This window comes from Undibacterium sp. Di24W (genome assembly GCF_049340325.1).
Lineage (GTDB): Bacteria > Pseudomonadota > Gammaproteobacteria > Burkholderiales > Burkholderiaceae_D > Undibacterium.
The window spans coordinates 1-26,024 of the sequence record NZ_JBMPOP010000003.1 but is presented as its reverse complement, the minus strand read 5'-3'; the positions used below and the strand labels follow the sequence as shown (position 1 = coordinate 26,024).

The following is a 26,024-nucleotide window of genomic DNA, read 5'->3' as shown; positions in this document are numbered from 1 at the left end:
AACGCCTCGAAAAATTTCGAGGCGTTTTCTTTAATCAACTGCAATATCTTATGAAATGACTTCAGTTTGCTGGTTCACAAAACCACTAATTGCCGCTAACAAATCATCTTCACGATAAGGTTTACCGAAGTACTCATTAACGCCAAGCTCTGCCGCATAGTTACGATGTTTATCCGCGGTACGAGATGTAATCATGATGATAGGAATATGCGTGGTTCTCGAGTCACTGCGCACGTTACGCGTCAAATCAAATCCATCCATGCGAGGCATTTCAATATCCACCAACATCACGTCTGGTGTAATCGACTGCAACTGCTCCAAAGCATCAATACCGTCTTTCGCCAACACCACCTGATAGCCTTCACGCACCAACAAACGTTGTGTAACACGACGCACAGTTAATGAGTCATCCACCACCATCACGATGTGATGAGAGCGCAAGCCTTGTACTGGTGCAACTTGCGTTGGTACCGAAGCTTTTTCTACCATCTCCGCGACAGCACCGAGGTCTTGGCTATCAACTACGGTTTCTGGAAGCTTGGCTCGTTCGTGTTCCAGTTTCTGTGCCAGCGGTACTGGATTCAGAATCAATACGATGTTACCTGAACCAAGTACCGTAGCACCTGCAATACCGATCATACGCGCCAGTTGCGGACCGACGTTTTTGACAACAACCTCGCGATTACCAATAATCTGATCCACATGAATCGCAACACGTTCATTATCGCTCTTCATAATCAAAATCGGCGTGTATTGCTGCGTATCAGGTGTTGCTTCACGCTCGCCTAACATACTCGGCAAGTAATGCAAAGATACACGATTACCTTGCCACATGATAAAACCATCATTGTATGCATTTGCCAAGGCTGCCGATTTCAACTGTTGGACCTGCTCCACTAATACTGAAGGCACAGCAAAAGTCTTGCCACCTGCATTCAAAATTACGACTTGTGTTACCGCCAAAGTCAAAGGCAAGTGAATCGTAAAATGCGCTCCCTGACCTTCAACCGAGGTAACTGATACACGCCCACCAAGTGATGCGGCTTCAGAGCGCACAACGTCCATACCAACGCCACGACCCGCTAACTCAGTCACTTCACTGGCAGTAGAAAATCCTGGTTCGAAAATCAAATTGACGACTTCGGACTCATTAATAAAATTTTCATCCGTCAACAAGCCGACTGTTTTTGCCTTCTCACGGATCCGATTAATGTTCAAACCTTGTCCATCGTCAGTAAAGTGAATAACAACTTCATTACCCTCTTGACGAATCTCGATCAATAATTCACCAACCTCACTCTTACCACGACCAACGCGATCTTGACGCGCTTCGATACCATGCACGATCGCGTTACGTAACATATGTTCGAACGGCGCGACCATTTTTTCCAAAACGCTACGGTCAATCTCAACCGACGTACCGCGAATATCGAGGTTGACACGTTTATCAACTTCTTTTGCAGTTTGGCGCGCAATTCGATATAGACGCTCGGAAACGCTGGAGAACGGAATCATACGCACACGCATCAAATCCTGTTGCAATTCACGTGTTAAACGCGCTTGTACGTTCAAATCTGTGGTCGCGCCTTCAATAGTTCGGCTTAAGGTAGTTTGTACGGTTGCAACGTCGCTGACGCTCTCGGCCATCATGCGAGTCAATTCTTGCAGTCGAGTAAATCGGTCAAACTCTAAAGGATCGAATTCACGATCACCCGAAAATGCCATACGCGATGTAATTTGTGTCTCAGCTTGAATCTCTACTTCACGTAACTGGTCACGCAAACGGCTCACGTTTTCAGTCAACTCTGATAACGAAGCCTTCAACGTATCAACTTCATTTTCCAGTTTAGAACGGGCAATCGAAACTTCACCAGCCTGATTCACCAAGCGATCCAAAATATCCGCACGTACCCGCACCAAAGGCACAGGCGCAGAAGCTGCAGACATCGCCGTTTGCGGTGCTAACTGACGAGGTGCAGTTGAAATTTTGACTGGCTTAGCGACTGCAGTATTAGACGTCTCAACTGGTTTATCTAGGCCCAAAGCTGATTCTGCTACCGCTAGGTTTGACTCAGCAGAATATGGCACCTCTTCAACGACGGGTTCTTCGGCTGTTGCCACCTCAGGTTCAGGCACAAAACCTGACTGCAAAGCATCTTGAAATTGATTGATTTCCTGCGCTACAGTCAACTCCGCGAGCGGAGCAGTTTCTAAGGTCAACGCCGCTAAATCTGGGTTTTGCAAACGTTCAAACAGATGCATAGCATAATCTTGACGCGCAATCAGATCTTCCAATAACGGTTGACGGATTGTACTGCCAGTGTGCATCAAGTTTTCGATGCGAGTTTCCATGTCATGCGTATGCTGACCCAACTGCATTGCACCAGCCATACGGGCACTACCTTTTACGGTGTGCATCAAACGCAATATTGACTGAGGAATAGCGTCGTCTTCTGGACTTTGCTGCCAAGACTGTAGCAATTGACCTATCATCGGCAACAGATCATTCCCCTCTTCCAGAAACACTGGAAGCAAGTCGTGGTCAATTTCATCTCGAACTTTTAATTCTATGTCTGTTGATGTGCGATCAAGGCCAGCCTGATTTGCTGTTTCTAAGGCTGGCGCTGATGAAGGCGCAGGTTCGGTTGCCTCGAGTCCAGAGAATGCAACGCTACTACCCGCATCAACTTTACTTACAGTTTCAGAGAATTGAATCTCAGGCTCGTCAGCAACAGTCAACTCTACAGCCTCAACAAATTCTGGAACTGGAACTACAAGCTCAACTGGTTCTGGGTTTGACTCAACTACCGCTGCAGTATCAAGCAAATTGATTGATTCAGGCAAGAATTCGTCTGTGTCAACATGAGCTGGTTCAACTAGAACATTCTGAAGCTCTGGCAATTGCGATTCGACCAAACTCACATCAATCGCATCCGGTAAAGAAACGTCAGTGCCAACCACGTTTGAGCCAAGATTTAAGTTAGCCTCCGTTTCAGGCAAAGCATCTTCATGCAACTCATCTTCAACTGAAGCAGCGATAATCGCTTCATCGATGCTACTTGAAATATCAGCTGCTGCTGGCACTCCATCCAACATCACAGCATCTAAACGCTCGTTGGTAGAAGTAATAAACTCTTCATCGTCACCCACATTCGAACGATCAATGACCGATTCAAGTAATTGACTGAGTTTTTGATTTTCCAAAGGAGCGCGGTCTGCCATTTCTGACAGGGCAAATCTTTGCAACATCGACTTCACGCATTCAACGGTATGATCCAAAGTATCAAATTCAGACGCCTTCAAATTAACCGGATGTCGCTCTAATCGCTGCAATACATTCTCTAAGTTATGTGCTATTTCTTGCACTGCAAACAATCCAACCGTCGCAGAACTACCTGCTAAGGAATGTGCGGCATGCACCGCGTGGCGCGAAACTGGTCGAGCTGATTCATGACGCCACTCAGAAAAATCTTGTGCTAAGAAACGAACTATTTCATCCGTCTCCGCCATATAAATTGTATGCAAAGGCAGGCTAATTTCAATCTCACCAATACGTTTGGTGTTGTCGTTTTCTTTCGAAGACGGCATGGAGAAATCAGGGAAATCTATAATCTGCGCGGTTGGCTGCGCGACTGATAGCCCTATTGCTGGGGTCTGCTCAGCTTCAGTACCGAGTAATGGTGCGTCGTCCACCGTAATTTCATCTGCATGATGATCCACCGGCACCGCAGTTAATTCACTTGCATCAACCATTAGGTCGCTCAAGACATCCGATATCATCGGTAACTCTGGCTCTACAAAGTCTACTGCAACCAAGTTTTCTTCAACGCTAGATGCGACCAAACTGTCATGTTCAATGACAGCATCAGCGTTACTAGCCGTGGTTTCTTCATCAAAAGTAATATCGCCGAAAATTGCTGCCTCAAGTTTAGGTTCGACAGCGGTATCCGTTGAGGTATCAAATTGCGTCACTACAGGTGTCTCTAACGCAAGCTCGGTAGCGTCTTCAACCACAGTTTCGATCACTACCTCATTTAATGCTTCGTGTTCTATATCGAGAACTACTTCATCACTCAGTTCTGGCGCCAAGTTATCTGACAAACTCAAACCAGCGATTCCAGCTGCCTCCGCTGCTTCATCCAATATCGGCGCGACTACTTTGTCTGAATCAACTTCAAGCATGCTTGGCTTGATCTCAACAGACGCCAACGCCAGAGTCATATCCTTCGAATCCATGACCACAGATTCCGGAGCAATGAGTTGCGCAGATTCTTGCAGCTCAATACTAAATGGCAATCCTTCTTTCACGCGAGCAGCCGCCGCTATGATTGCATCTGAATTTCGAGCTGAAGTCCCTAAATTTTTAAGTTCTTCCACCCAATCAAACATTTCAGCGGCAGCATATTCCAACAATGCGTATAAGGCCTCCGTACCTGCACGGGAATCGGACAGCCATAAGTTCATTACTTGTTCAATGTTCCACGCACCTTCACCAAACACATTCAAACCGACCATCCGTCCACTGCCTTTCAAGGTGTGGAAGGACCGACGTAAGCGTATTAAATACTCTTGGTTGGCACTATCGTGGCGAGATAGCGGGATATTTTCACGCACTGCTTCTAGTACTTCATCCGCTTCCATCAAGAAAATTTCCAACAATTCAGCGTCGATCTCCGCCTCAGTCTCGGGCAATTCTTGCGTCAATTGGATTTCAGGTACCGCATCAGTTTGTGTGGTCGCGGCAACAATTTCGTTCAACGCGGCATCAGGATGTGCGAAATCCGTATGTGCCAATAAATCAATAGCAGTCTTGGCGCGAGCACTTGCTTCACTATCATCTAGCAACGCCGCAAAAGACCTCTCATGATCAAGCGAATCCTTTAGCTGCGCCTGCAACTCAGAATTTTGTGGTGTATCAACTAAAGATGCTAAGAGTCGCTCCGACTCTTTTTGCTGTTCAAGCAAATCTTGCTCTGCTGTAGCAACAGGCACCATTGCCAAGTTTGTTTCCAAAGGAACTGATGGCAATAATTCTTTTTCCGGTGCTTTTTCCAAAAGCTTTGAATGAAAAACGCCTTCCTGCTCGTCAAATACAAAGCGTTTCTTAGCAAACTCGGGTTGGCTCTGCAGCGTTTCGATAAAGAATGAAAGTGCGCCAATATTTTGTGCGACTTTTTGATGTAGCGTTGGAATATCAACGCCTGCTAATTCATCGGCACTTATGCACTGTTTAACTAACTCACGGGTATGATTAACCGCTGCCAAAGCGTCGTCTTGATCAAGAATCGCTAACGCACCGCCAATTTGCGCCAGAGTACCGTCAACGGGACTTAAAATAGCCAAATTAGATACATCGCGGAAGTGTTCATCAAGCGCTTTTTCTGCATATTTCAAACTACCTTGCATCTCACCGACCAAAGCAGCCATCGTTTGACGTTGTTGCGCCTCTCGAGAAATCTCGCCTATCCAACTTGCTTGGTTTCCAGGCGAGTCACCACCAACCACGGACAACAATCGGGCTGAAATTTCGTCTGCACGTACTGCAAAGTTGGTAGGTAAATGAGTAATTTGTTCAAATGCGTTTTCTAAAAACAACAGACAGGTGGCCAACTCCAAGCCCATACGTTCCTGATCTTGTGCACGAACAGCATGACTGGCAATGCCGTTTAATTCACGCAACAATTTAGCTAACGGAGGCGAATGCAATCCAGAACCTAAGTCTGCGAGATCTTTCATTTTCTGGAAGAATTTATCGGATAAGCCAGCATCACCGTTAGAAATTCGCCCCCACAAGTTCTTAATATTACCAAGCAGCTCTTTAGCCGATGACAATACATGAGGCGCGATCAAACCATAGCGTTTCTGATCATAATCAAGTGGCACGTGATCATTTAATTGGTAGGCTTTTCGAATTTGGGATACAAACGCAGAGGGTTCTTTAACTTGTGCAATAAAAAACAAGGCATCACGCAACAACCGTTCAGGAACACTTGTATTCCCCTCAACCAAGCGCCTGATCTGCAAATTAATGCGTCCCCAGATTTGCTTAATATGTCGCTCATCTTTTGCTTCTACTTGCGCAGTTGATTCCGCGAATGCGCGCATAACAAGCCAAAATGCTTTGGTTTGGGATGTCGTCTGCGCTTGTTCAATTTCGTGAATCAATACACTCATTTGAGCTGATGAGTCTTGCTTAGCTTGGGCGTTTTTACTGGTCAACAGAGTCAACAATAATTTTTCAAAACGCAAACGAATAGCGCCGTAATTTATCGCAACAACTTGTGTTGATAGCGTCAACTCGGGAATTTTCTCCTGAACTGACAAAGACGGAAAAAACAGGTCCGCAGGATGAATGCGTTCCGCGCCCTTCAACTCCAATAAAGCACGATACTCGGGATAAAGTCTTACAGGTTGCTGAGGATTTCCCGCCAACAAATCTTCCAGATAACGCAAGACTGCATAAAACGCCTCAGTTACTTTGTCTGCGACGTCCTGTGAATGTTCTAACTTACCAGCCTGTATTTTTTCAATTATTTCTTCAACCGTTTCGGTAACGATTGCTACGCCTTCGATCTCGACAATTTGCAATGCACCATGTGCCTGATGTAAATAAGTTTTGGCTTGCAATAATGATGTTGCCTGACCATCGGCATCTTGGCCAATAGCAGAAACTAATAATTTACCTGCATTGGAGAGTGCTTCTCGCAACTCCGTCATCACCCAAGACAAAGGAGCAATATCAAATTGCTCTTGTCCCAAATCTGATGATTTAGAAGAACCTGATGTCATTCTTAAACCCCGCAAACTCTATGAGCGAGAAACTTGGTTTCTCGCGCTGCAAACACAATCAAGCTAAATAAACCTAAGCTGCTGTCTAATATCAAGCAGTAACCCGGAATCGAGACACGGAATTTTTCAATTCTTCCGCTAACTTAGACAAGTCTTTAATGGAGATGGAGGTTTGTTGCGTACCGTTTTGCGTTTTTTCAGTAATCGTCAAAATGTGTTCAATATTTTGTGCAACGCCATTCGCTGATGTTGCCTGTTGCTCAGTAGAGAGTGAAATACCTTGAATCAACTCCGCGAGGCGGTTAGAAACGCTACGAATTTCTGACAACGCAGTACCCGCCGCATCAGACAGTTTTGCTCCTTCAACCACACCCTGTGTTGATTTTTCCATCGCGGCAACCGCATCATGGGTGTCCGTTTGAATCGTACGAACCAAGGCACCAATCTGTTTCGTCGCTTCAGCTGAACGTTCCGCTAGACGCTGAACCTCTTCCGCAACAACTGAGAAGCCTCGACCTGCTTCACCCGCCGACGCCGCCTGAATCGCCGCATTCAACGCCAAGACGTTGGTCTGTTCGGTAATATCGGAAATCAATTCGGTGATCTCACCAATCTCCTGTGAAGACTCACCGAGACGTTTAATACGCTTTGAAGTTTCTTGGATTTGCTCACGAATCTCGTTCATGCCCTTGATCGTGTTTTCCACCGCTAACGCACCTTGCTCCGCCGCCGCAACCGACTGACGTGCAACCTCTGCTGATTCATTCGCAGATCGGGAAACTTCAGTAATATCATTTGCCATCGTGGTAATTGCTTTACCAGCATCCACGATCTCACGTGCCTGTTGATGGGACGCTTCCAACAATTCATCGGAAATCGTCTGCGCTTGTGAGGAAGCAGAAGTAACCTGTACCGCAGTATTCGTAACGCGTCCTACCAGACCACGCAACTCTTCCACCGTGTAATTAACAGAGTCGGCAATCGCTCCAGTAATGTCTTCAGAAACCGTTGCCTGAACAGTCAAGTCACCATCCGCCACTTCTTGCAACTCATTCATTAAGCGCAAAATCGCAGCCTGATTTTGTTCATTAACTGCATTCGCTTGTTCCTCTTGTTTTTGCGCCAATTGCATTTGCGCATCAGCCTCGAGACGACGCTGATTCGCCTCTTTAGTACGATTACGACTGTCTTGCAACAACACGATCGCAATACCTGTCGCAGAAATCAAAGCCAAAACCGCCGTCAAAATCAAGAACCAGAAAGACAGATTGGTAGAATCTTGTTGAGCAGTATATGTTTTTTCCAGTGCAGAAATTTTTTGCTTCAAATCCTCGTTTTCACTAAAGATCAACTGTTCTGATTTTTTCGCCTCAATAAAGTCATTATTCTTGATCAAAATATTGTCAACGTGCTTTTTGTATTCAACGAAAGTTTTTTGCAATTCGGCTAGCTTTGCGCGAGTTGCAGGTTCTTTCGTCGCGGCCAATTTATTAATTTCGCTGCCGTTCAAGAAGCCTTCAACCAATTCAAAAAACGTATTTGCATCTTTACCGAGCAAGAACGCTTTTTCTGGATTAATGCCTTCCGGCGTCATGAATTCAGATGCGCTTCGAGCCAAACGTTGAGTCAACATAACTAATTGACCAGAGGCAAAAATCGCTTGCGCAGACGCGCCACTTTGCACTTTTTGAGTTGAAATTTCATCCGACAAACTAGCAAGAGTTGGCGATAACAAGTTCATGTTTTCTAGATCATCGCGAAAACCAGCCAATTCTTTTTTGGTTTTCAAAACCACCGATGCAGCATTATTGGAGTTCGCCCAAGCACGCTTCGTCGCATTTAACACTGGCTCAAGTGCCGTACTCGGTTTGGAAATAGTACGACCTTTGTAATCACCGCCGTTAATCAATACATTCAAATTGGAGTTAATCGCTTTTTGACTATCATCTAATTGGGAAAACGCTGCTGGTTTGCCGTAAATCGCATTAGGCGCCGCCTTACCAATGCGCTGCGAGTGCATCAAAATCTCGCCTGAAATCTGCGCTTGCGTTGAAATCAAAGCTGATTGACTCGCATTTAACCAAACAAAAACCGCGCTCAATGCCAAAGACAAGGACATCGCAATCAATAAATACCGAATCTGTTTTTGCAGAGGTAAATGCCCAATCAAAGGCAAGCGAATATCGCGACCACTATCAATCGCATTACCAATAATAGTTGCATCGACTCGATCCATCGTTCTATCTTCGAACGGAACATCGTCTTTTGCAGAGGCCGATGATTCAATAGGATCATCACTCACTATACGAACATTCTGCGCTTCTTCAATCGCTGCACTTGGCAAAATCTCACTCTCGATAGAACGCGTCGGTGCTTCTGAAGCTTGATTCGCGAAGTCTAGATCTTGGACTTCTTGATCCTCAGTCGAATGTGGTTGGGTATTCAATGCCATTACAAAATCTCCTAAACGATTGAAAAGCTAGGCTTTCTTTTAATTACTTATCCATCAATATTTATTTACAAACCAATGTGCAAGAACTCTGGGTCTTGCACCAAAAGTGAGAGGCTTAATTGTGACCAAATTTGACCATCTGCATCAATAAATCTATTTAAAACCCAAGGCTTGGCAGTTCCACCTTGAGCAGCGAGCTCTTCGCTATCATCGATCAATTGCATTTCATCAGCGTTGCGCAAGCCCAAAACTTTAGAAACTAATAATCCACTGTTAAACGACAAGCTATTTGAGAAAGCCAATACCCTGCAGGAAGAATCTTGGTTGGTTGCCTCGCCACCTTCAAACAAGGAATAATCAATAACACTCGTCAAACTACCGCGCACATTGGAAAGCCCAAGATACCAAGTCTTAGTCAGCGGCACCTTAGTCAGGTTACCAGAGGAAACAATCTCGCCAGCCTCACGCAAGTCAATCAGATAACGGGTGCGACCAATCAAGACACCCAGCTGATTTGCGCGCACATGAGAGCCCGCTTTCGCAGCCTGCATACGCTCCATTAGCTGTGCTTGAAAATCGCGTAAGCGAGCTCGTCGGGCGACTGACTTAGATACCGCGACTTCCGGCTCAGTAAATACTACTTTATCGATGGCGTTCTCTGTCATAGCTAAATTCGTTTAACCGAGTGCCGCGATTTTTGCCAATAATTCTTGTGGATCGATTGGTTTAACCAAATAATCCCGTGCACCTTGGCGTAAGCCCCAAATACGATCAGTTTCCTGATTTTTACTTGTACAAATGATGACTGGGACATCTTGCGTGTCTGGGTCACGTGAAATCGCGCGAGTAATCTGAAAGCCGTTCTGGCCCGGCATGACGACATCCATCAAAATCAATTGAGGCTTATCTGCTTTAATTTTAGTGAGTGCATCCTCTCCATTTTCAGCAGTCGATACGGAGAAGCCGTTCTTAACAAGTATATCCGTTAAGAAATAACGCTCGGTTGGAGAATCATCGACGATTAAAATTTTCTGTATTGCCATTTTCGACCTCGAAAAATATTTTTTAAACTTATTTAAAACAAATTGAAAGCACGAGCTAAAAACCTTAGTTCGAATGCACTTCAGATGTGTATTTACGCACTGTTTTCAGCAAGCTATCTTTGGTAAAAGGCTTGGTTAAATACTCCTCAGATCCAACCATTGCACCGCGCGCACGATCAAAAAGCCCATCTTTCGAAGACAACATAATCACTGGAGTATCACGAAATTTAGCACTCTTTTTGATTAATGCGCAGGTTTGATAGCCATCTAGTCTCGGCATCAAGATGTCACAAAAGATAAGATGTGGATGGGTATCGTTGATTTTAGCGAGTGCATCGAAACCGTCTTCCGCCAAAACCACCTTGTAACCAACTTGCCCCAAGAAGATTTCTGCAGATCGACGAATGGTACTGCTGTCATCAATCACCATAATTCTTAAATTTTCATTGCCTATTGAGCTTGACATGGGACGTTCTCGGAGTGGAAAGAGTTATTACTACATCGCACTTTAACAAAATTTAACTAGCTTGAAGCAACTTTTTCGGGCTTTCTTCACCATGAAACAACAATTCCTACAGCGTAATGAAAAAAATGCCCAACTTTGGTCAAGTTAAGGTAAACAAACTATCGTTATATTCAATATCTACATTGAAGATCATTAGTAGAGTGTTTACACCGGCACCATATCAAAATCATCTTTACGTGCACCACATTCAGGACAAGTCCAATTTAGCGGCACATCCTCCCATTTCGTACCCGCCGCGATGCCATCTTGTGGCGAACCTTGCGCTTCGTCATAGATCCAGCCGCAAATTAAACACATTAATGTCTTGTATTCCACGAAATAAATTCCTTTTAGATAACGACTTTAACCATGGCTTGAGGTATTATCACGCGCACAAATTCGTGAATATATTAGCGCACAACATAGTCGTTGAGAGATAAAACGCGAAAGGATAATCAATCTTCGTTTTTTATTCCACAAAATTCATTATAAATCCCGCAATTGCATTTCAGTTTTGCTGCGTTTGCTATTTAATTTACACTGCGCGGCTTTAGATAGATAGTAAATCTTCATCATCCACTCGCGTGAACCGAGCTTTGTAGTTAAATCCCTCTAATTGTATTTTTTGAACAATTTATATGTCATTAAACGAAACTTTATTCCAAAGAGCACAAATTACTACACCGGGCGGTGTCAACTCACCCGTACGTGCTTTCCGCTCTGTGGGCGGCACACCTCGCTTTATCAAAAAAGCGCTTGGAGCCTACTTTTGGGATGCTGATGACACAAGATACATTGACTATATTGGATCATGGGGGCCTGCGATTCTCGGCCATGCTCATCCTGAAGTAATTCAAGCCGTGCAGCAAGCAGCCAGTCAAGGACTTAGTTTTGGGGCGCCGACAGAAGCAGAAATTTTGATGGCCGAAGAAATTTGTAAATTAGTTCCCTCAATCGAACAAGTACGCTTAGTTTCGAGTGGCACAGAAGCGACAATGAGTGCGCTGCGTCTTGCTCGCGGCGCTACTAAGCGTGACAAAATCATCAAATTCGAAGGCTGCTACCATGGTCATGCCGATTCACTTTTAGTCAAAGCTGGCAGTGGTCTTTTAACTTTCGGCAATCCCACATCGGCAGGCGTGCCAGAGGACTTCACTAAGCATACTTTAGTGCTGGATTACAATAATTGCGAACAACTGGAATCGGCGTTTCAAGAGTTTGGTGACAAAATCGCTTGTGTCATTGTAGAGCCCGTAGCTGGCAACATGAATTTAATTAAAGCCTCCGACGCTTTTTTACAAACCATGCGCCGTCTATGCACACAACACGGCAGCATTTTAATCTTCGATGAAGTCATGTGTGGTTTTCGAGTTGCCTTGGGTGGCGCTCAATCTTTGTACAACATTAAGCCCGACTTAACCGCGCTAGGCAAAGTGATAGGCGGTGGTTTGCCTGTGGCTGCTTTCGGCGGTCGTGCCGATATCATGGGACACCTAGCTCCCTTGGGCGGGGTCTACCAAGCGGGAACCTTGTCGGGCAATCCCGTCGCAGTTGCCGCCGGTCTGACTACGTTGAAGTTAATTCAAGGACCCAACTTTCACTCGCATTTAACGGGCCAAACACAAAAATTGGTTGATGGTTTAAATGCCGCTGCGAAAGAATGTGGTCTCGATTTTTGTGCTGATTCTATAGGCGGTATGTTTGGACTTTACTTTTGCAACGAAGTGCCAAGTACTTTCGAGCAAGTGATGAAGGCAGATGCAAACCAGTTCAAGCTTTTCTTCCACAAAATGTTAGATCATGGCATATATCTTGCTCCATCCGCATTCGAAGCAGGATTTGTCTCTGCCGCACATGACGATGCAGTGATAGAAACGACAATAAATGCGGCACGTACAGCATTTCAAGAATTAGCATGTAAATAATTATCACATAAGTAAAATTTACCAATTTACATGTAAATTCCAAATCTGTTAATTTTTGAAAAATAGCCAACAAAAACTACATTTTTCAATATACGAGCCGATAAGCTTCTGATATCTTTCGCCGCACTTACTTTGATCTTTCGAGAAAAAAATGCAACTAAACCTAAGAAAACTCAGTCTTTCCATCGGCTTAATTTCGACAACATTATGGGCTCAGGCGCAAACACAGACACTAAAAGAATCCGCCCAACAGGCAATCCTGAGTAATCCAGAAGTACAAGCAAAATGGCATAGTTTTCAATCAACGAGCTCTAGCCGTGATGCGGCGTTTGGTGGGTATTTGCCAAGTATTAATTTAAGCCTTGATGCTGGAAAGGATAATCACGACACACGTCTTGGCAAATCAGACTTGTCACGTAATTCTGCCGCGCTTAGTTTAAATCAGATGTTGTTTGACGGTTTTTTGACTAGTAACCAAGTAAAGCAGCTTGATTATTTAAAGCGGGTACGCTTCTTCGAATTGCAAGACACATCTGAAGCTGTTGCACTCGAAGTTGTGCGTGCCTATTCCGATGTAGTTCGTTTCCGTAAGCTGGTCACCTTATCGGAAGACAATTATGTACGCCACCGTGCAGTATTTGAACAGATTCAGGCGAAAACAAAAGCGGGCGTAAGTCGCCGTGTCGATCTGGAACAAATCTCAGGACGTTTGGCCTTGGCTGAGTCTAACTTGGTAACAGAAATCTCAAATCTTCACGATGTCAGCGCCCGATTCCAAAGGCTGGTTGGTGTAATGCCAGGTAAAGATCTTGAAAGCCTGAACATCTTTTCCAATGCGATGCCAAACTCCATTACTTCTGCCTTACATACTGCGTTCACGACCCACCCTGCTTTGCTGGCCAGTATCGAAAATATTTCGTCGGTCAATAGTGGATTGGACTCACGTCGTTCAGCCTACCAACCTCGTCTTGATTTCAAAGCCCGCAGCGAGCGTGCGAATAATATTAACTACTTGACTGGGCGCACCAACAACAATTCCGCAGAAATCGTCATGACCTGGAACTTGTTCAATGGCGGTAGCGATAAAGCGCGAGTACAAGAAGCAGCAAATCAAGTGAATATCGCTAAAGATTTACGTGATAAGACTTGTCGTGACATACGCCAAGTATTGGCAATTGCCTATAACGACACACGTAAATTGACTGAGCAGCTTAACTTTCTTGATCAACACCAGCTTTCCATTGAAAAAGCACGTGACGCGTACCGTCAGCAATTTGACATTGGTCAACGTTCATTGCTAGATTTATTGGATACAGAAAACGAGTTATTCCAAGCAAAACGTTCATTTACAAACGCAGAGGTTGACCTGTTTTTATCCTATGCCCGCACCCATGCAGGCATGGGCAAATTGCATGCTGCACTTGGTTTGACACGTCGTGATGACGGTTCTGGCACATTGAAAATGCTTGACGTCAAAGCTGACGAAGCATCTGCCAATTGTCCGATCGAGTCACCAGAGATTTATGTCATCAATAAGGCGGCCTTGGACAAACGGGCTCTGGAAGGTATCAATTTCACAGAAGCAAACAAACCGATAGTGCAAGCGCAAGCTCAAACTGACAATACACCAAACAAGCAAGCTCCAGTTGCAACTGCCGTTGCTGATAGTGCTAACAACGCTCGGATGTCGATCTTGAATGCACTGAAAGGATGGCGCGAAGCGTGGGTAGGACGTAGTCCTGATGCGTATTTTGAGTTCTACGCAAAGAACTATACGTCCCGTGAATCTTGGAAATCAGCAAGACGGGCGCGCCTGCTGAATGCAGAGAAAATCACTTTGGATTTATCTGACATTAAATTCAGTATGCAGGACGCAAAGCATGCGACAACCAGTTTCCAGCAAGACTATCGCTCAACGAACTACCAAGACAATTTGCAAAAAACTTTGTATTGGGAAGAAGTAAACGGTAAGTGGCAGATTGTGAATGAGTTAGTGTCTGGCCCAAAAGCCAAACAATGGTAATAATACTTTAAACATAATCTCAAAAGCCCGCCGTTTGTTGCGGGCTTTTTTGTACGAAAAAAAAACTTACATCAATAATGAGCTTAACGTCGTATGTTTCTCTAGGGAAGCATTTTTTCTTGTAAAATGATCCTAACAACTTAAAAATTAATCGCTTGTACCGCAATTTTTGTTAATCTTGAAGAATAGTTCACAGAAGCTTATTTGCCCTCAGGGTAGAGTTCAAATTGTCCATAACGTTTTCCCATCATCGACTAGGTCGAGGCCGTGCTTTATCGACAATTTTAGTTGTCGCAGCATTGGTATTAACGCCGCTTACGTATGGCCTAAATTGGGACAAGTTAAGAATAAGTTTTCGTACCCTGAGCAACAATGAACAAGCATTTAACGATTGGAGTAATCTCCTCTCTAGTCTGAACGAAGCTTCTTTGGACAATAAGCTACAAAAGGTGAATCAATTTTTCAATCGGAAACTCATCTATACCGAAGACATAGAGCTGTGGGGACAATCAGATTATTGGGCAACGCCATTGGAGAGTTTATCCAAAGGCAAAGGGGATTGTGAAGACTATGTCATCGCCAAGTATTTTAGTTTAAGAAGTTTAAATATCCCTGATTCACAATTGCGTTTAGTGTATGTCAAAGCTCGTATCGGCGGTCCCAATAGCAGTGTGACCCAAGCGCATATGGTGCTGGCATTTTATCCTTCCGCAGACGGCGAACCGTTAATTCTCGATAATTTGATTACTGACATAAGACCAGCTTCGCGTCGGACTGATCTTAGCCCAATATTTAGTTTTAATGCCTTAGGTATTTTTGCTGGTTCTGCCAGCAACTCAGCGCCTGGCCCAGGTGGCACCAGCCGTCTGTCACGTTGGCAAGATTTATTGGAACGGGCTCGTAAAGAAGGATTTGAGTAGATTTTTCCAAGTCATCAGGTAGCGCTAGCTGATCCAAATTATTTAGAAGCAATTGCAGTAATTAGTATCAAAAATTTTCAAAGGAAAGACTATGTCGATGTATCGTCAACTATGGTTCGCCATTATCTTGAGTACTTTAATCGCACTCGTTGGTAGCTTGTTTGCCTCGACCATGAGTTCACGTGCTTATTTGAACGAACAGTTAAAGATGAAAAATATAGACAACGCTACAGTACTAGCGCTGTCCTTAAGTCAGAAAAATATCGACCCAATTGAGCTTGAACTCATCATCAGTTCATTGTTTGACAATGGTCACTATGCTTCCATTAAGATGGTAAATCCGGCCGGAAAAGTTTTGGTAGAAAAAAAAGCGCCCGCAGAACAATCTGGTGTCCCTACTTGGTTTATGGAGCTTTTCCCAATTCAATCAACGCCTGGCCAAGCGCAAATCAGTAGCGGTTGGACACAATTGGGAACCATTGCATTGGTGAGTCAAAGTAGTGGCGCCTACCAAACCCTTTGGAAATCTGCGCAAGAAATGTTTGCTGCACTTGCTTTGTCAGGCTTTATTGCTTGCTATCTGGGCGCTTTAGTTTTACGTCGCTTAAAGAAACCATTAAATGCAGTGATAGCCCAGGCACAAGGCATTACCGAACGCCGCTTCATCATTACGCCAGAATCAACTGTCCCCGAACTTAAACAGCTTTCGACTGCGATGAATTCAACAGTAGGCTTACTGCAGTCTATGTTCTCGGCAGAAGCGGAGCGGCTTGAAGCCTTGCGTCAACAAGCCAACTCTGATGCGGCGACCGGTCTCGCAAATCGTTCACATTTCGTCGCGCAACTCCAGGTTGCAGTAGAAGAGGAAAATGCACCAGCAGGCAATCTAATGATGATCAAACTTTCTGGACAAGGTTTGGCGCTAGCTAATAAGACCTTGGGTAGAAATAAAACTGAAGCTTTACTCAAAGAATTGGGAAAACTTTTGCGCAATTACCAAGAACAATTACCCGATGGTTTTGCCGCTCGCTTAAATGGTACAGACTTCGCGCTACTTTTTAGAGAAAAAGAGGCGGAACCGATTGCACAAAAACTATTAGCTGATATTGCCATTATCTTTGCGGTTGTGCCTGAAAGCTGCGCCGTCTATATTGGCTACGGCGCTTATGACTTTGGAATAAGTACCGGAAGTTTACTAGCACAAATCGATGCTGCACTCGCGAGCGCAGAAGCAAATGGGATTAGTAACATTTGTAAGTCAGCTCCCTTAAACATCGAACAAGCACCTCGTAGCGCCGAAGAATGGTCTAAATTAATTCTACGAGCGATAGAGCAAAATTGGGTCAAACTCGCTTACTTCCCTGTCGTATCATCGGATGGCCGCTTGCTCCACAGAGAATCCGCGCTGCGTTTAATGTTTGGTGGTGAGTGGTTTCCCGCAGGACGTTTTTTGCCTATCGCGGAGCGTTTAGGACTTACCGAAAAACTCGATTTAATCGCGATCAAGCTTGCACTCGACGAATTGCAAAAGGCGTCTTCAAAAGATGAGATTGCGGTCAATATTTCAGCACAATCAACCCAAAGTGCGTCGTTCCGTATGCAAATAAAGAGCTTACTTCAGGCCAAACCAGAAGCGAGTAAAAGGCTATGGCTGGAGATACCAGAGAACGGTGCCTTCGCCAATATCGATGGTTTCCGTGCCTTCCATAAAGATATTTCAGGTACCGGCTGTAAGCTTGGTTTAGAGCATTTTGGACGACAATTCGACAAGATAAATTTGATCCATGATTTAAAATTAAACTATGTCAAACTCGATGGCGGCTTTGTCAGAAATATTGAACTAAACGAAGCCAATCAAGCCTTCATTAAGGGTATTTGTGTGATTGTTCATCGACTAGCTTTATCTGTTTTCGCAGAAGGTGTGACTAGTGCAGCAGAGTTAGAAATGGTCAAACAATTGGGGCTAGATGGTGCTACTGGGCCCGAAGTCGGTCGAGCATTTCCTTTGACACACTAATTTATAGTTACTCAGTTACGAGTATCACTATTGAAGTTTCTCTTGAGGTAAAAAAATAGCGGCAAATTTTGCCGCTATTTTTTATTCATACAAAAACTTTATAACAAATCGCGCGAATCTAAAATACCTCCGCCTTCATTCGCGGATGAGTGATCAAAATTCATCAACATATCGACGGGTGCATCTCCCGCAACGCCACTATCGTCTAACGACCACTTAATGATACTAATTACTCTTTGAATGGCAAAAGTTGGGTTATTCCACTAAGCCTAATGTAAAAGAATCTCACTCAAAAAAACCTCTCCTGCAAAGCCCCGAGGACACGTTTCACCACCTCATCCCAGTCGCCCTCGTTTGTTTGACGAAACAATCTCGCGGTTGGATACCACGGACTGTCTTCCCGCTCAAGTAACCATCTAAAATCGGAATTTTTGGGCAACAGTATCCACACAGGTTTTCCCAATGCGCCCGCAAGGTGTGCGACAGAAGTATCAACAGAGATAACCAGATCTAGTTCATTTATAAGCGCTGCTGTATCGGAAAAATCAGAAAACTCAGTTTGCAGACAGTGAATTTTTTTTCCAAATGACTGCATCAATTTGAATGTAGTTACTTCTCTTTTCGACGTTTCTTTTTGTAACACGTAGAAATCCAAATCAACTTGCATCAATTTGACGTAGGTTTCGAAGGGAATGCTTCTATTTTTATCGTTCAAGTGCAGCCGTGATCCGCTCCAAACCACTCCTATTTTTGGACGATGGGTTGATACCAGCTTTTGATGCCAGATCGTTTGTTTGGAAAGGTCTACGCTCAAATAGGGTATCTGCTGAGGAAGCTCAGCCATCTCTATACGCAATGCCAGCGGCAAGCTAAGCAGCGGGCAATAATAATCGAATTCAGGCAATGTTCCTTCTTGAATCTGTCGCTGAGTTTGCTCCTGAGTTTGCCAAGAAACTTTGGCATCGACGCTTTGCATCAAAGAGAAAATTGACTCCGGAACTTCTGCAATCACTTCAACACCGGATGCCACAAGTGCATTAATCAAACGCGAAAATTGTAGGCAATCACCGATGCCTTGTTCTGCATAAACAAATAGTTTTTTACCTTGTATTGCTTGATCACCGAGCCATAAATCTTGCTTAAAATGACGTATCGAGTTTTTCCATTGCGCATTCTTCCAACGCCACTCGTATAGACGCCAACCCTCCGCAAAATCACCGAGACTCAAAAGCAGCATTGCTTTGTTCAGGTTTGGACTGACGTAACCAGGATCCAATGAAATGGCTCGATTAAAATGAATAAGCGCTGCTTCAGGCTCTCCATTTTTTTGCAATGCCACACCTAAATTATTTTGAGCCCTCGAGTTATTCGGGTTGATCGCTAAGGCTTGGTTGAAAAATTCAATGGCTTGCTTATACAAGCCCTGCTCTACGTACTCATTGCCCCGATCATTTAAACTGATAGCGCGCTTTGACTCCTTTAGATTGCGTGGTTTTTCTGCCCCATACAGTTGATTCAATTCGAGTGCGATACTAGTAAGAACAGGCTTCCAATCAGCTGTCGCATGCTGTCTGAACAATTTGGCGCTAGGGTACCAAGGGCTATCCTCGCGCTCAAGTAACCACCTAAAATCTGGCACATAAGCTAGCATCACCCAAGTCGTTTTCCCCAAGCCTCCAGCTAAATGTGCGATCGAGGTATCGACCGTAATTACAATGTCCATCGCTTCAACCAATGCCGCAGTATCAGAAAAATCGCCTAACTTCTTTTGATGCGTATGAATCGATAAGGCCGCTAAATCAAGCTCATCTTTCGGCGATAGCTCTTTTTGTAAGCAATGAAAATCAAGCTCACATCGCAGTTCTTTTCTCAGAACGTCAACTAGTTCTGATAAATCTAAACTTCGGTTGGCATTATTAGTATGCTGGCTTGATCCTGCCCACGCTAAACCTATCCTTGGGCGCAACTTTGGACCAAGGTAATGAAGCCACTCCTGAGCCATAGTCGGCCGGCAAAAAATATACGGAACATTACAAGGAATATTGTCTATCGTCGTTTTAAACGCCAATGGCAAACTCAATAATGGCGTCTGAAGATGCAAACTAGGAATGTTAACACCTTGTCCTATCACTTCAATATTCTCTGTATTACTCCATTGCGCTATGCTATAGGACAGCAAATTGAGCAATGGTGTATTTACAACGAGATAGACTTTTTTACACAGGCGCGCGACGAGGGCTGCGTATCGACAAAACTGCAAGGTGTCGCCATAACCCTGCTCAGGATGGAGCGTAATAATTTTATCCTGAATATCACCTTGCCCCATCCAAACTGGGAAGTCGAGAACCTCTGGGTGAATTGCTAGCGCAAGGTTTTTCCAACGCGCTTCATACAGTGGCCACCCTTCATCAAAGCGCCCCAACAGCAAACAAAGTACGCCTTTATTTGCCAAGACTATCGTATCATTAGGTACTCGTTCAAGTGCAGCATCGTATCCAGCAAGCGCCTCGTCGAAGCGGTGCAAATTTTGTAGTGCATTGGCGCGATTATTTGGCATTCCTTGCATGCTAGGATCGAGCATTAAGGCTCGATCAAAAGAGTCTAAAGCGTGCTTAAACTGATTCGTCGCCATATACGCAAGGCCCAAATTACCGAAGGCTTTAGCATACTCGGGATTGAGTTGTGTCGCAGTTTGATAGTCGTGTATGGCTTTATGCGCCTGCTTTAATTCTAATTGTACGCTTCCACGTGCATTGTAAAGTGGCGCGTAATCTCGTCTGATTAGCTGCGCTTGATCCAATACCGACAACGCTTCATCAAATCGCTTTTGTTCTCGCAAATGCTTGGATAAACGCAGGTACAAATCGAAGGCTTGTGGAAGACATTTAACTGCGCACTGCAACGAAATGATTGCTTCAGCCTGACGTCCAAGGAAAATCAGCAAGTCATCGCGGTTTTTATAGGCAGTCTCATACTCAGGATTAATCTCTATCGCCAGATTAAAATGCTCAAGTGCCTCGACGTTTCGCCCTAACTTTTTGAGCAACATCGCAAAATTATGGTGTGCGAGGAGATTATTTGTATTCGCTCGCAAGCTCTCTTCAAACCGACTTTCGCTGAGATCGAGTCGGTCTTCTTGCATATGCAACGACGCAAGCAGGGTCAGAATTTCGTCGTTATTCGGATATGCCTGCAAAAGCTCAAGATACGCTTGTTTTGCACTGTCCAAATTACCTGCCTGGTGCAAAAACAAAGCTTGCTGCACTGCCATTCGATGGATGTCTTTTTGATTTCCTTGCATGATCACTTTCGGCGCCGAAAAAGGAAGCGCCTCTACCTTCGTAAAAGAGATATGCTGCAGCTGAGATCGGACATCAACAAATACACTCGTCCAATCTTGTTCGGCAACTTGTCGAAACAATTTAACGCTAGGATACCAAGGGCTATCTTCACGCTCCAACAGCCATCTAAAATCCGGAACGTGAGGAAGCAAGATCCAAGTAGGTTTACCCAATGCGCCAGCCAAATGAGCCACACTGGTGTCGACCGTGATGATGAGATCCATCGCTTCTATTAACGCAGCAGTTTCTGTAAAATTTACTAGCTCTGCGTGGTGTGAACGTATCGGTAATGTTAATAAGACAGAGTCATCTCTTGCATCCAGCTCGTTTTTTAGGCTGTGCAGCTCAAACTTCTCAAGCAATTCCGCACTAAAAATCCCAGAGAATTCGCTTAATGGAATGCTCCTATTCATATCGTTGCCATGTTGATTCGAGCCCGACCAGACCAAACCTAATCTTGGTTTAGTTTTCTGGCCTAGAACTACGCGCCACTTTTCAATCGCGGCACGATCAGCGAATAGATAAGGGACTTCCATTGGAATGTTGTGTAGTTCCGTCTTAAAAGCAAAAGGTAAACTCATTAGTGGCGTCTGCCAATGGAAATTCAACGTCGAACTTAGGTCAGTGATGACTTCAATAATGCGTCCATGGCTCCACTGCGCGACGCTCCCTGCGACCAAATCAAATAGGGGCTCGGGCACAGCGAGATATACCTTGCTACTTTGTTGCGCCACTAAATTGGCGTAACGAAGAAACTGTATCGTATCGCCATAGCCTTGCTCGGGATGTAAGAGTATTGCTTTCTCTTTTAATGATTCTTGCCCATGCCACTTCGGAAATCGCGCGAGTTCCGCCGACAGACTTTTGAAAACATGTATCCTAGACTCGAAAAGCGACCAACCCTCTAGAAAACGACCGAGCAATAAATACAATCTCCCTCTATTTGCTTCAATTATTCGCGTTTCCTTACCCAATTTTACGATGGCATCGTGTTCTGCAATTGCTTCATCAAAACGATGTTGCGATCGGTAGATAATTGCAAGATTGTTGTGTGCTGCTGCGTCCAGAGGTTCATATTTTAGCGCGAAATGGAAATCAGCAATGGCCTGCTCTGTTCGTCCTAATTTTGAAAGAAAACAGCCGCGCGCGTTGTACAGAACAGCGCGATCTGGCTGCAATTCCAAGGCGCGGTTAATCACGACAAGCGCTTCATCTGAACGATTATCTTCATGTAAATACTTAGAGAGATTCAACCTCAAATCAATGGATTCAGGTACGTAGTCAAGTGCTGAATACAAAGCATCGATAGCATCTGACTTGCGCTTCATAAGAATAAGTAAATCGTCTCGATTCTTGTACGCCACCTCGTACTGTGGATTAAGCAGAATTACAGCATCGAAATGAGCGAGCGCTTGCTCAAAGCGCTCTAATCGTTTCAGCAACATCGCATAATTGTGCTGTGCTAGCAGGTACTTCTTGTCAATGTTTAACGCTTGTTTAAAGAGTGCTTCACTAACATCTAGCAGTCCTTCTTGCATGCGCAACGATGCTAGCAATGTAAGTACTTCAACGTCCTCGGGAAATTTTAGTAGTAAGCGCTGATAGAGATCTGCCGCTTCTGCCAACTTACCGGCCTGGTGCGATCTTAGTGCTTGCTGAATCGAATCGTCATTGACTTGCGCGCGCGGACCCTGTTGCGTTTTTGACGTTTTTTCTTGCATAAATTTTCTGTTAGCAAAAATTGGGGGGCACAAAAGCCTGTGAATCAAAATATAACGATGTGAATTGCTGACGAACAAATTTATTCAATGTAAAACTTCCATAAAATTACTACTAACAGACTCGCAAAACATGGCTTATGTTAATGGTGAAAGACGAGGCAGCGGCGCTGTAACGTTTCTAAATAAATTCTACGTTTACCAATAAGCAATGGGAACTACCGGAGATATGAGCGCAATCATAGCATCGCTGAGCATTTTCGGACTCATTTCCAATCATGTCTTGCACAGCAATATAGTATGTATACACCCATTTACGCCATGCTGGATCAAGTCCAACTGCTGTCCGAAATAATTTGCTTAACTATACTAAAGCGGGTTGCACACTAAGCATCAAACACAAAAAAAGTGACCCGTATTCGGGTCACTTTTTCTACTCCCAAAGTACTATTTAAAATCAATCAACAATAAGCTTACCTTTATTGATCAAGTCGTTAATGATCGCAGTATCGTTAGTTCCATTTAAGGTGACGTTTATCAAGGTAATTATTTGATCGTCTTTGCCAGCGCTCCAACCATTGGCAAATGCCCCAGAACTACTGACATGAACCTCAGTGTTTTCACCAACTTTAACAAAATGCAGATACTGCGCGAGGTTACCACCATCGGCGCTATGTGTCTCTCCTTGTAAAAGATCACGTAAATCCAAGACATCCGCCTCAGAGCCCGTCGCTGCAATATTAAAATCGGTGACAACATCTTTAGCGGGTGCACCAACTACGCCCTGATCCCCGAAATTCCATTTAAATACGTCAGCACCACCGCCACCAGTTAAGACATCACTGCCAATGTTACCGACCAGAGTATCGTCACCTTTTTCGCCATGCAATTGATCATTGCCTGGGCCACCATACAACTTATCATTACCATTCGCGCCAAACAAACTATCATTTCCAATACCACCAACCATCACATCATCAGCATGACTACCTGTTTTATTCAAGTCTATTGAGGTGGAAGCAGCAACGTCGGCTGTAGGCGAGATTGAAGCACTGACGCCGCCGATGCTGACAGGACCATTGGTCATTGTCGCATCTGGCGTGACGTGCGAATCAAGCTTGCCTTGATTCTGCTCACTTGTACTAACAGTGTGCTCAGCGGTTCCATTCACATCAAACAAACTCGCGGCGGGAGCACTCAGGAATGCCATAGGTGGCGGTGCCTCCACCAATCCAGTCACTAACACCCCATTTGGTAGTACTTCCAAGGTCAGGTTACCAGAAGTAGTGGCTATACTACCGTTTGGCTCCTGTGCTGTAGCAACAACTGCCATCGTAAAACTACCAATAAATGTAGAAGGCAGAACAATATTTGCTGTCGCCAAGGCAGATGCTGGGATCGTGACACTTCCGCCAACTGCGGCAACGCCATTTATTGTTGCACCTGTTGGAACGTTATTAAATGTAATGGTCTGCGTTTCAGAACCATCCGTATCGCTAAACGTTGTAGTAACGTAGTTTTTCAGCGCAATTGAGGTGGTAGCTGAGGCCGAAGCGCCATGAATCGCGCCTTGAACACTACGGAGATTAATATCATCAATCATGGCACCGCGACCACCGCCATCGACAGTCGTTGGATTTGTAATAAGTCGAATAGTATGATTATTCCCATCTCCGACGAAGCTAAAACGGAGATTACTCCAATCCAAAGATGTTTCTGGACTAGTGCCTGCATAAGAACCAATCTGCACACCGTCCACCAATACCGTCAAGTTAGTGTAGGCAACACCGTATCCATTACGTCCGGCGTAGTCCAACGAAAGGTCATACACCAATCCTGCTTGAGTGGCGACAGTTCGTTCGATACCGATAGTTTGAACCAATCCATTAGCAGTCGAATCGTTCAGCTCCAACCACCAATTTCCATTACCCGGAGAAGCCTTCGCCGCTGCAGAGACGCCATTCGTTGGGGAAGCTGGCGTGTCTCCCGTTTGCCAAAATTCAAATGAGTTAACGCCACCAGTAGCTGGAGTATAAACCCCAGCCGTAGCGCCATCCACCCTTGTCCACACACCGCTGCCACTTGTATCGCCAGCAAACGTTGTACTTGTATACGAAGTAGAAGTCCCATCCTTCGCAAGCGGATTTGACGCTGGCAAATCAGGCGTGCCTGTCCCAGCTTGCTCCCAACTGGTCGTGAACAAAAGACTACCATCATTCTTCACTAACAAAGTCGGCCCGTCTGCCACTGGCGTGATGTCAATCTTGGCGGTCACGATGGCAGTACTCGAAGTACCATCGGTAGCCTGATAAGTAAAATTGGCATAGTCCGCTTGCTTATTGCCAACCCCTGAACCACCAAATACATTTATTCCTGATTCATTTAGGTCGGGAACAAATCTCAACCATCCGTTGTTAATGGTGGTATAGCTGATCAATTGATTGGCCGTGACAGGGCTCCAGGTAGATCCGTTCGTTGAGAATTGAAGCACACCATCAGTTGCGATAGCAGGATTGATGACGCGTATCGATAAACCAGTAAGTGGTGTATCAGGGTCAACAACGTTAAAATTAGCCCATGTGAAGATGTAATTTGTGTCCTCTGTACCTGTCACAGATGCGGCGCTTGTGATCGAAGGTTCATTGTCCAAAATTCCACCTATGCCCGTGACTGTGCCAATAACTAATGGCAATGTCTCTGGTGAAGCCGAATCAATGACGGTGTCATCAATCGTGGTCACGGTGACGGTAAAGCTAGTGACACCACTCGGTACAATCACATTGCCGCCCGAGAGCGTGACACCATTGGAGAAGACCGGGGTCGTGTTGTAATCGCTGGTCGCCGTTGCACTGCCACCACCCAAACTATAGGCGTAGGTCGTCGCCGTGTTCGTCGCTGCCGACAGACTGACGGTATAGACCAAGTTCGTTCCTTCAAACACATTATTATCACCACTACCTGGCGCACCAGGTTCCACTGATGTAATGGTCGGCTTTTCATTATCGAGAATACCGCCTATACCCGTCGCGCCGCCAACAACTAATGGCAGTGTTTCCGGTGTCGCAGAATCAACAATGGTGTCGTCGATCGTGCTCACGGTAACCGTAAAGGCCGTCACACCACTCGGTACAATCACATTACCACCGACCAAGGTGACGCCATTACTGAACACCGGGGTCGTGTTGTAATCACTGCTCGCGGTCGCGCTGCCGCCACCGAGCGTGTACGCATACGTAGTCAGTCCGTTGGTCGCTGCCGACAAACTGACCGTATAGACTAAGTTTGCACCTT

Annotated in this window: 12 protein-coding genes; 4 read left to right on the top strand and 8 right to left on the bottom strand. The window is 44.9% G+C overall.

Going from position 1 to position 26,024, the window contains the following annotated elements:
• Positions 1-48: 48 nt before the first annotated feature.
• From ACO0KZ_RS06420 to ACO0KZ_RS06395, 6 genes are all read right to left on the bottom strand, one after another.
• A complete protein-coding gene (locus ACO0KZ_RS06420) occupies positions 49-6,789 on the bottom strand; it encodes an Hpt domain-containing protein (RefSeq protein ID WP_422993927.1) in 6,741 nt (2,246 codons plus the stop codon).
• Positions 6,790-6,880: 91 nt separating this feature from the next.
• Complete coding sequence (locus tag ACO0KZ_RS06415) at positions 6,881-9,025, bottom strand: methyl-accepting chemotaxis protein (RefSeq protein WP_422994848.1); 2,145 nt, start codon at positions 9,023-9,025, stop codon at positions 6,881-6,883.
• Positions 9,026-9,306: 281 nt separating this feature from the next.
• Positions 9,307-9,906 carry a chemotaxis protein CheW gene (locus ACO0KZ_RS06410; protein WP_422993925.1) on the bottom strand — a complete coding sequence of 200 codons (600 nt, stop codon included), beginning with the start codon at positions 9,904-9,906 and terminating at the stop codon, positions 9,307-9,309.
• A 12-nt stretch (positions 9,907-9,918) separates the two neighbouring features.
• A complete protein-coding gene (locus ACO0KZ_RS06405; RefSeq protein WP_314858805.1) occupies positions 9,919-10,284 on the bottom strand; it encodes a response regulator in 366 nt (121 codons plus the stop codon).
• A 64-nt stretch (positions 10,285-10,348) separates the two neighbouring features.
• A complete protein-coding gene (locus tag ACO0KZ_RS06400; RefSeq protein WP_422993922.1) occupies positions 10,349-10,750 on the bottom strand; it encodes a response regulator in 402 nt (133 codons plus the stop codon).
• A gap of 204 nt (positions 10,751-10,954) precedes the next feature.
• Positions 10,955-11,125, bottom strand: a complete 171-nt coding sequence (locus ACO0KZ_RS06395) for a rubredoxin (RefSeq protein WP_422993920.1) — start codon at positions 11,123-11,125, stop codon at positions 10,955-10,957.
• Positions 11,126-11,427: 302 nt separating this feature from the next.
• Here ACO0KZ_RS06395 and hemL point away from each other — a divergent pair, with 302 nt between their 5' ends.
• From hemL to ACO0KZ_RS06375, 4 genes are all read left to right on the top strand, one after another.
• Complete coding sequence (gene hemL / locus ACO0KZ_RS06390) at positions 11,428-12,714, top strand: glutamate-1-semialdehyde 2,1-aminomutase (RefSeq protein ID WP_422993918.1); 1,287 nt, start codon at positions 11,428-11,430, stop codon at positions 12,712-12,714.
• A gap of 151 nt (positions 12,715-12,865) precedes the next feature.
• Positions 12,866-14,737 carry a TolC family outer membrane protein gene (locus ACO0KZ_RS06385; RefSeq protein ID WP_422993916.1) on the top strand — a complete coding sequence of 624 codons (1,872 nt, stop codon included), beginning with the start codon at positions 12,866-12,868 and terminating at the stop codon, positions 14,735-14,737.
• A 227-nt stretch (positions 14,738-14,964) separates the two neighbouring features.
• Positions 14,965-15,657 (top strand): transglutaminase-like cysteine peptidase, encoded by a 693-nt coding sequence (locus ACO0KZ_RS06380; RefSeq protein WP_422993914.1) that lies wholly within the window; start codon positions 14,965-14,967, stop codon positions 15,655-15,657.
• A 91-nt stretch (positions 15,658-15,748) separates the two neighbouring features.
• Positions 15,749-17,674, top strand: coding sequence for a bifunctional diguanylate cyclase/phosphodiesterase (locus tag ACO0KZ_RS06375; RefSeq protein WP_422993912.1), 1,926 nt, complete (start codon positions 15,749-15,751; stop codon positions 17,672-17,674).
• A 289-nt stretch (positions 17,675-17,963) separates the two neighbouring features.
• Here the strand turns inward: ACO0KZ_RS06375 and ACO0KZ_RS06370 are convergent, their stop codons facing one another.
• Positions 17,964-22,736, bottom strand: a complete 4,773-nt coding sequence (locus tag ACO0KZ_RS06370; protein ID WP_422993910.1) for a tetratricopeptide repeat protein — start codon at positions 22,734-22,736, stop codon at positions 17,964-17,966.
• A gap of 454 nt (positions 22,737-23,190) precedes the next feature.
• Positions 23,191-26,024, bottom strand: a 2,834-nt coding sequence (locus tag ACO0KZ_RS06365) for a type I secretion C-terminal target domain-containing protein (protein ID WP_422993908.1), incomplete at its 5' end; no start/stop codon positions are given.

Excerpts from the sequence above, each read along its gene's own strand:
- ACO0KZ_RS06420 (WP_422993927.1), bottom strand. The coding sequence starts at position 6,789 with ATGACATCAGGTTCTTCTAAATCATCAGATTTGGGACAAGAGCAATTT.
- ACO0KZ_RS06415 (WP_422994848.1), bottom strand. The coding sequence starts at position 9,025 with ATGGATCGAGTCGATGCAACTATTATTGGTAATGCGATTGATAGTGGT.
- ACO0KZ_RS06410 (WP_422993925.1), bottom strand. The coding sequence starts at position 9,906 with ATGACAGAGAACGCCATCGATAAAGTAGTATTTACTGAGCCGGAAGTC.
- ACO0KZ_RS06405 (WP_314858805.1), bottom strand. The coding sequence starts at position 10,284 with ATGGCAATACAGAAAATTTTAATCGTCGATGATTCTCCAACCGAGCGT.
- ACO0KZ_RS06400 (WP_422993922.1), bottom strand. The coding sequence starts at position 10,750 with ATGTCAAGCTCAATAGGCAATGAAAATTTAAGAATTATGGTGATTGAT.
- hemL (WP_422993918.1), top strand. The coding sequence starts at position 11,428 with ATGTCATTAAACGAAACTTTATTCCAAAGAGCACAAATTACTACACCG.
- ACO0KZ_RS06385 (WP_422993916.1), top strand. The coding sequence starts at position 12,866 with ATGCAACTAAACCTAAGAAAACTCAGTCTTTCCATCGGCTTAATTTCG.
- ACO0KZ_RS06375 (WP_422993912.1), top strand. The coding sequence starts at position 15,749 with ATGTCGATGTATCGTCAACTATGGTTCGCCATTATCTTGAGTACTTTA.
- ACO0KZ_RS06370 (WP_422993910.1), bottom strand. The coding sequence starts at position 22,736 with ATGCAAGAAAAAACGTCAAAAACGCAACAGGGTCCGCGCGCGCAAGTC.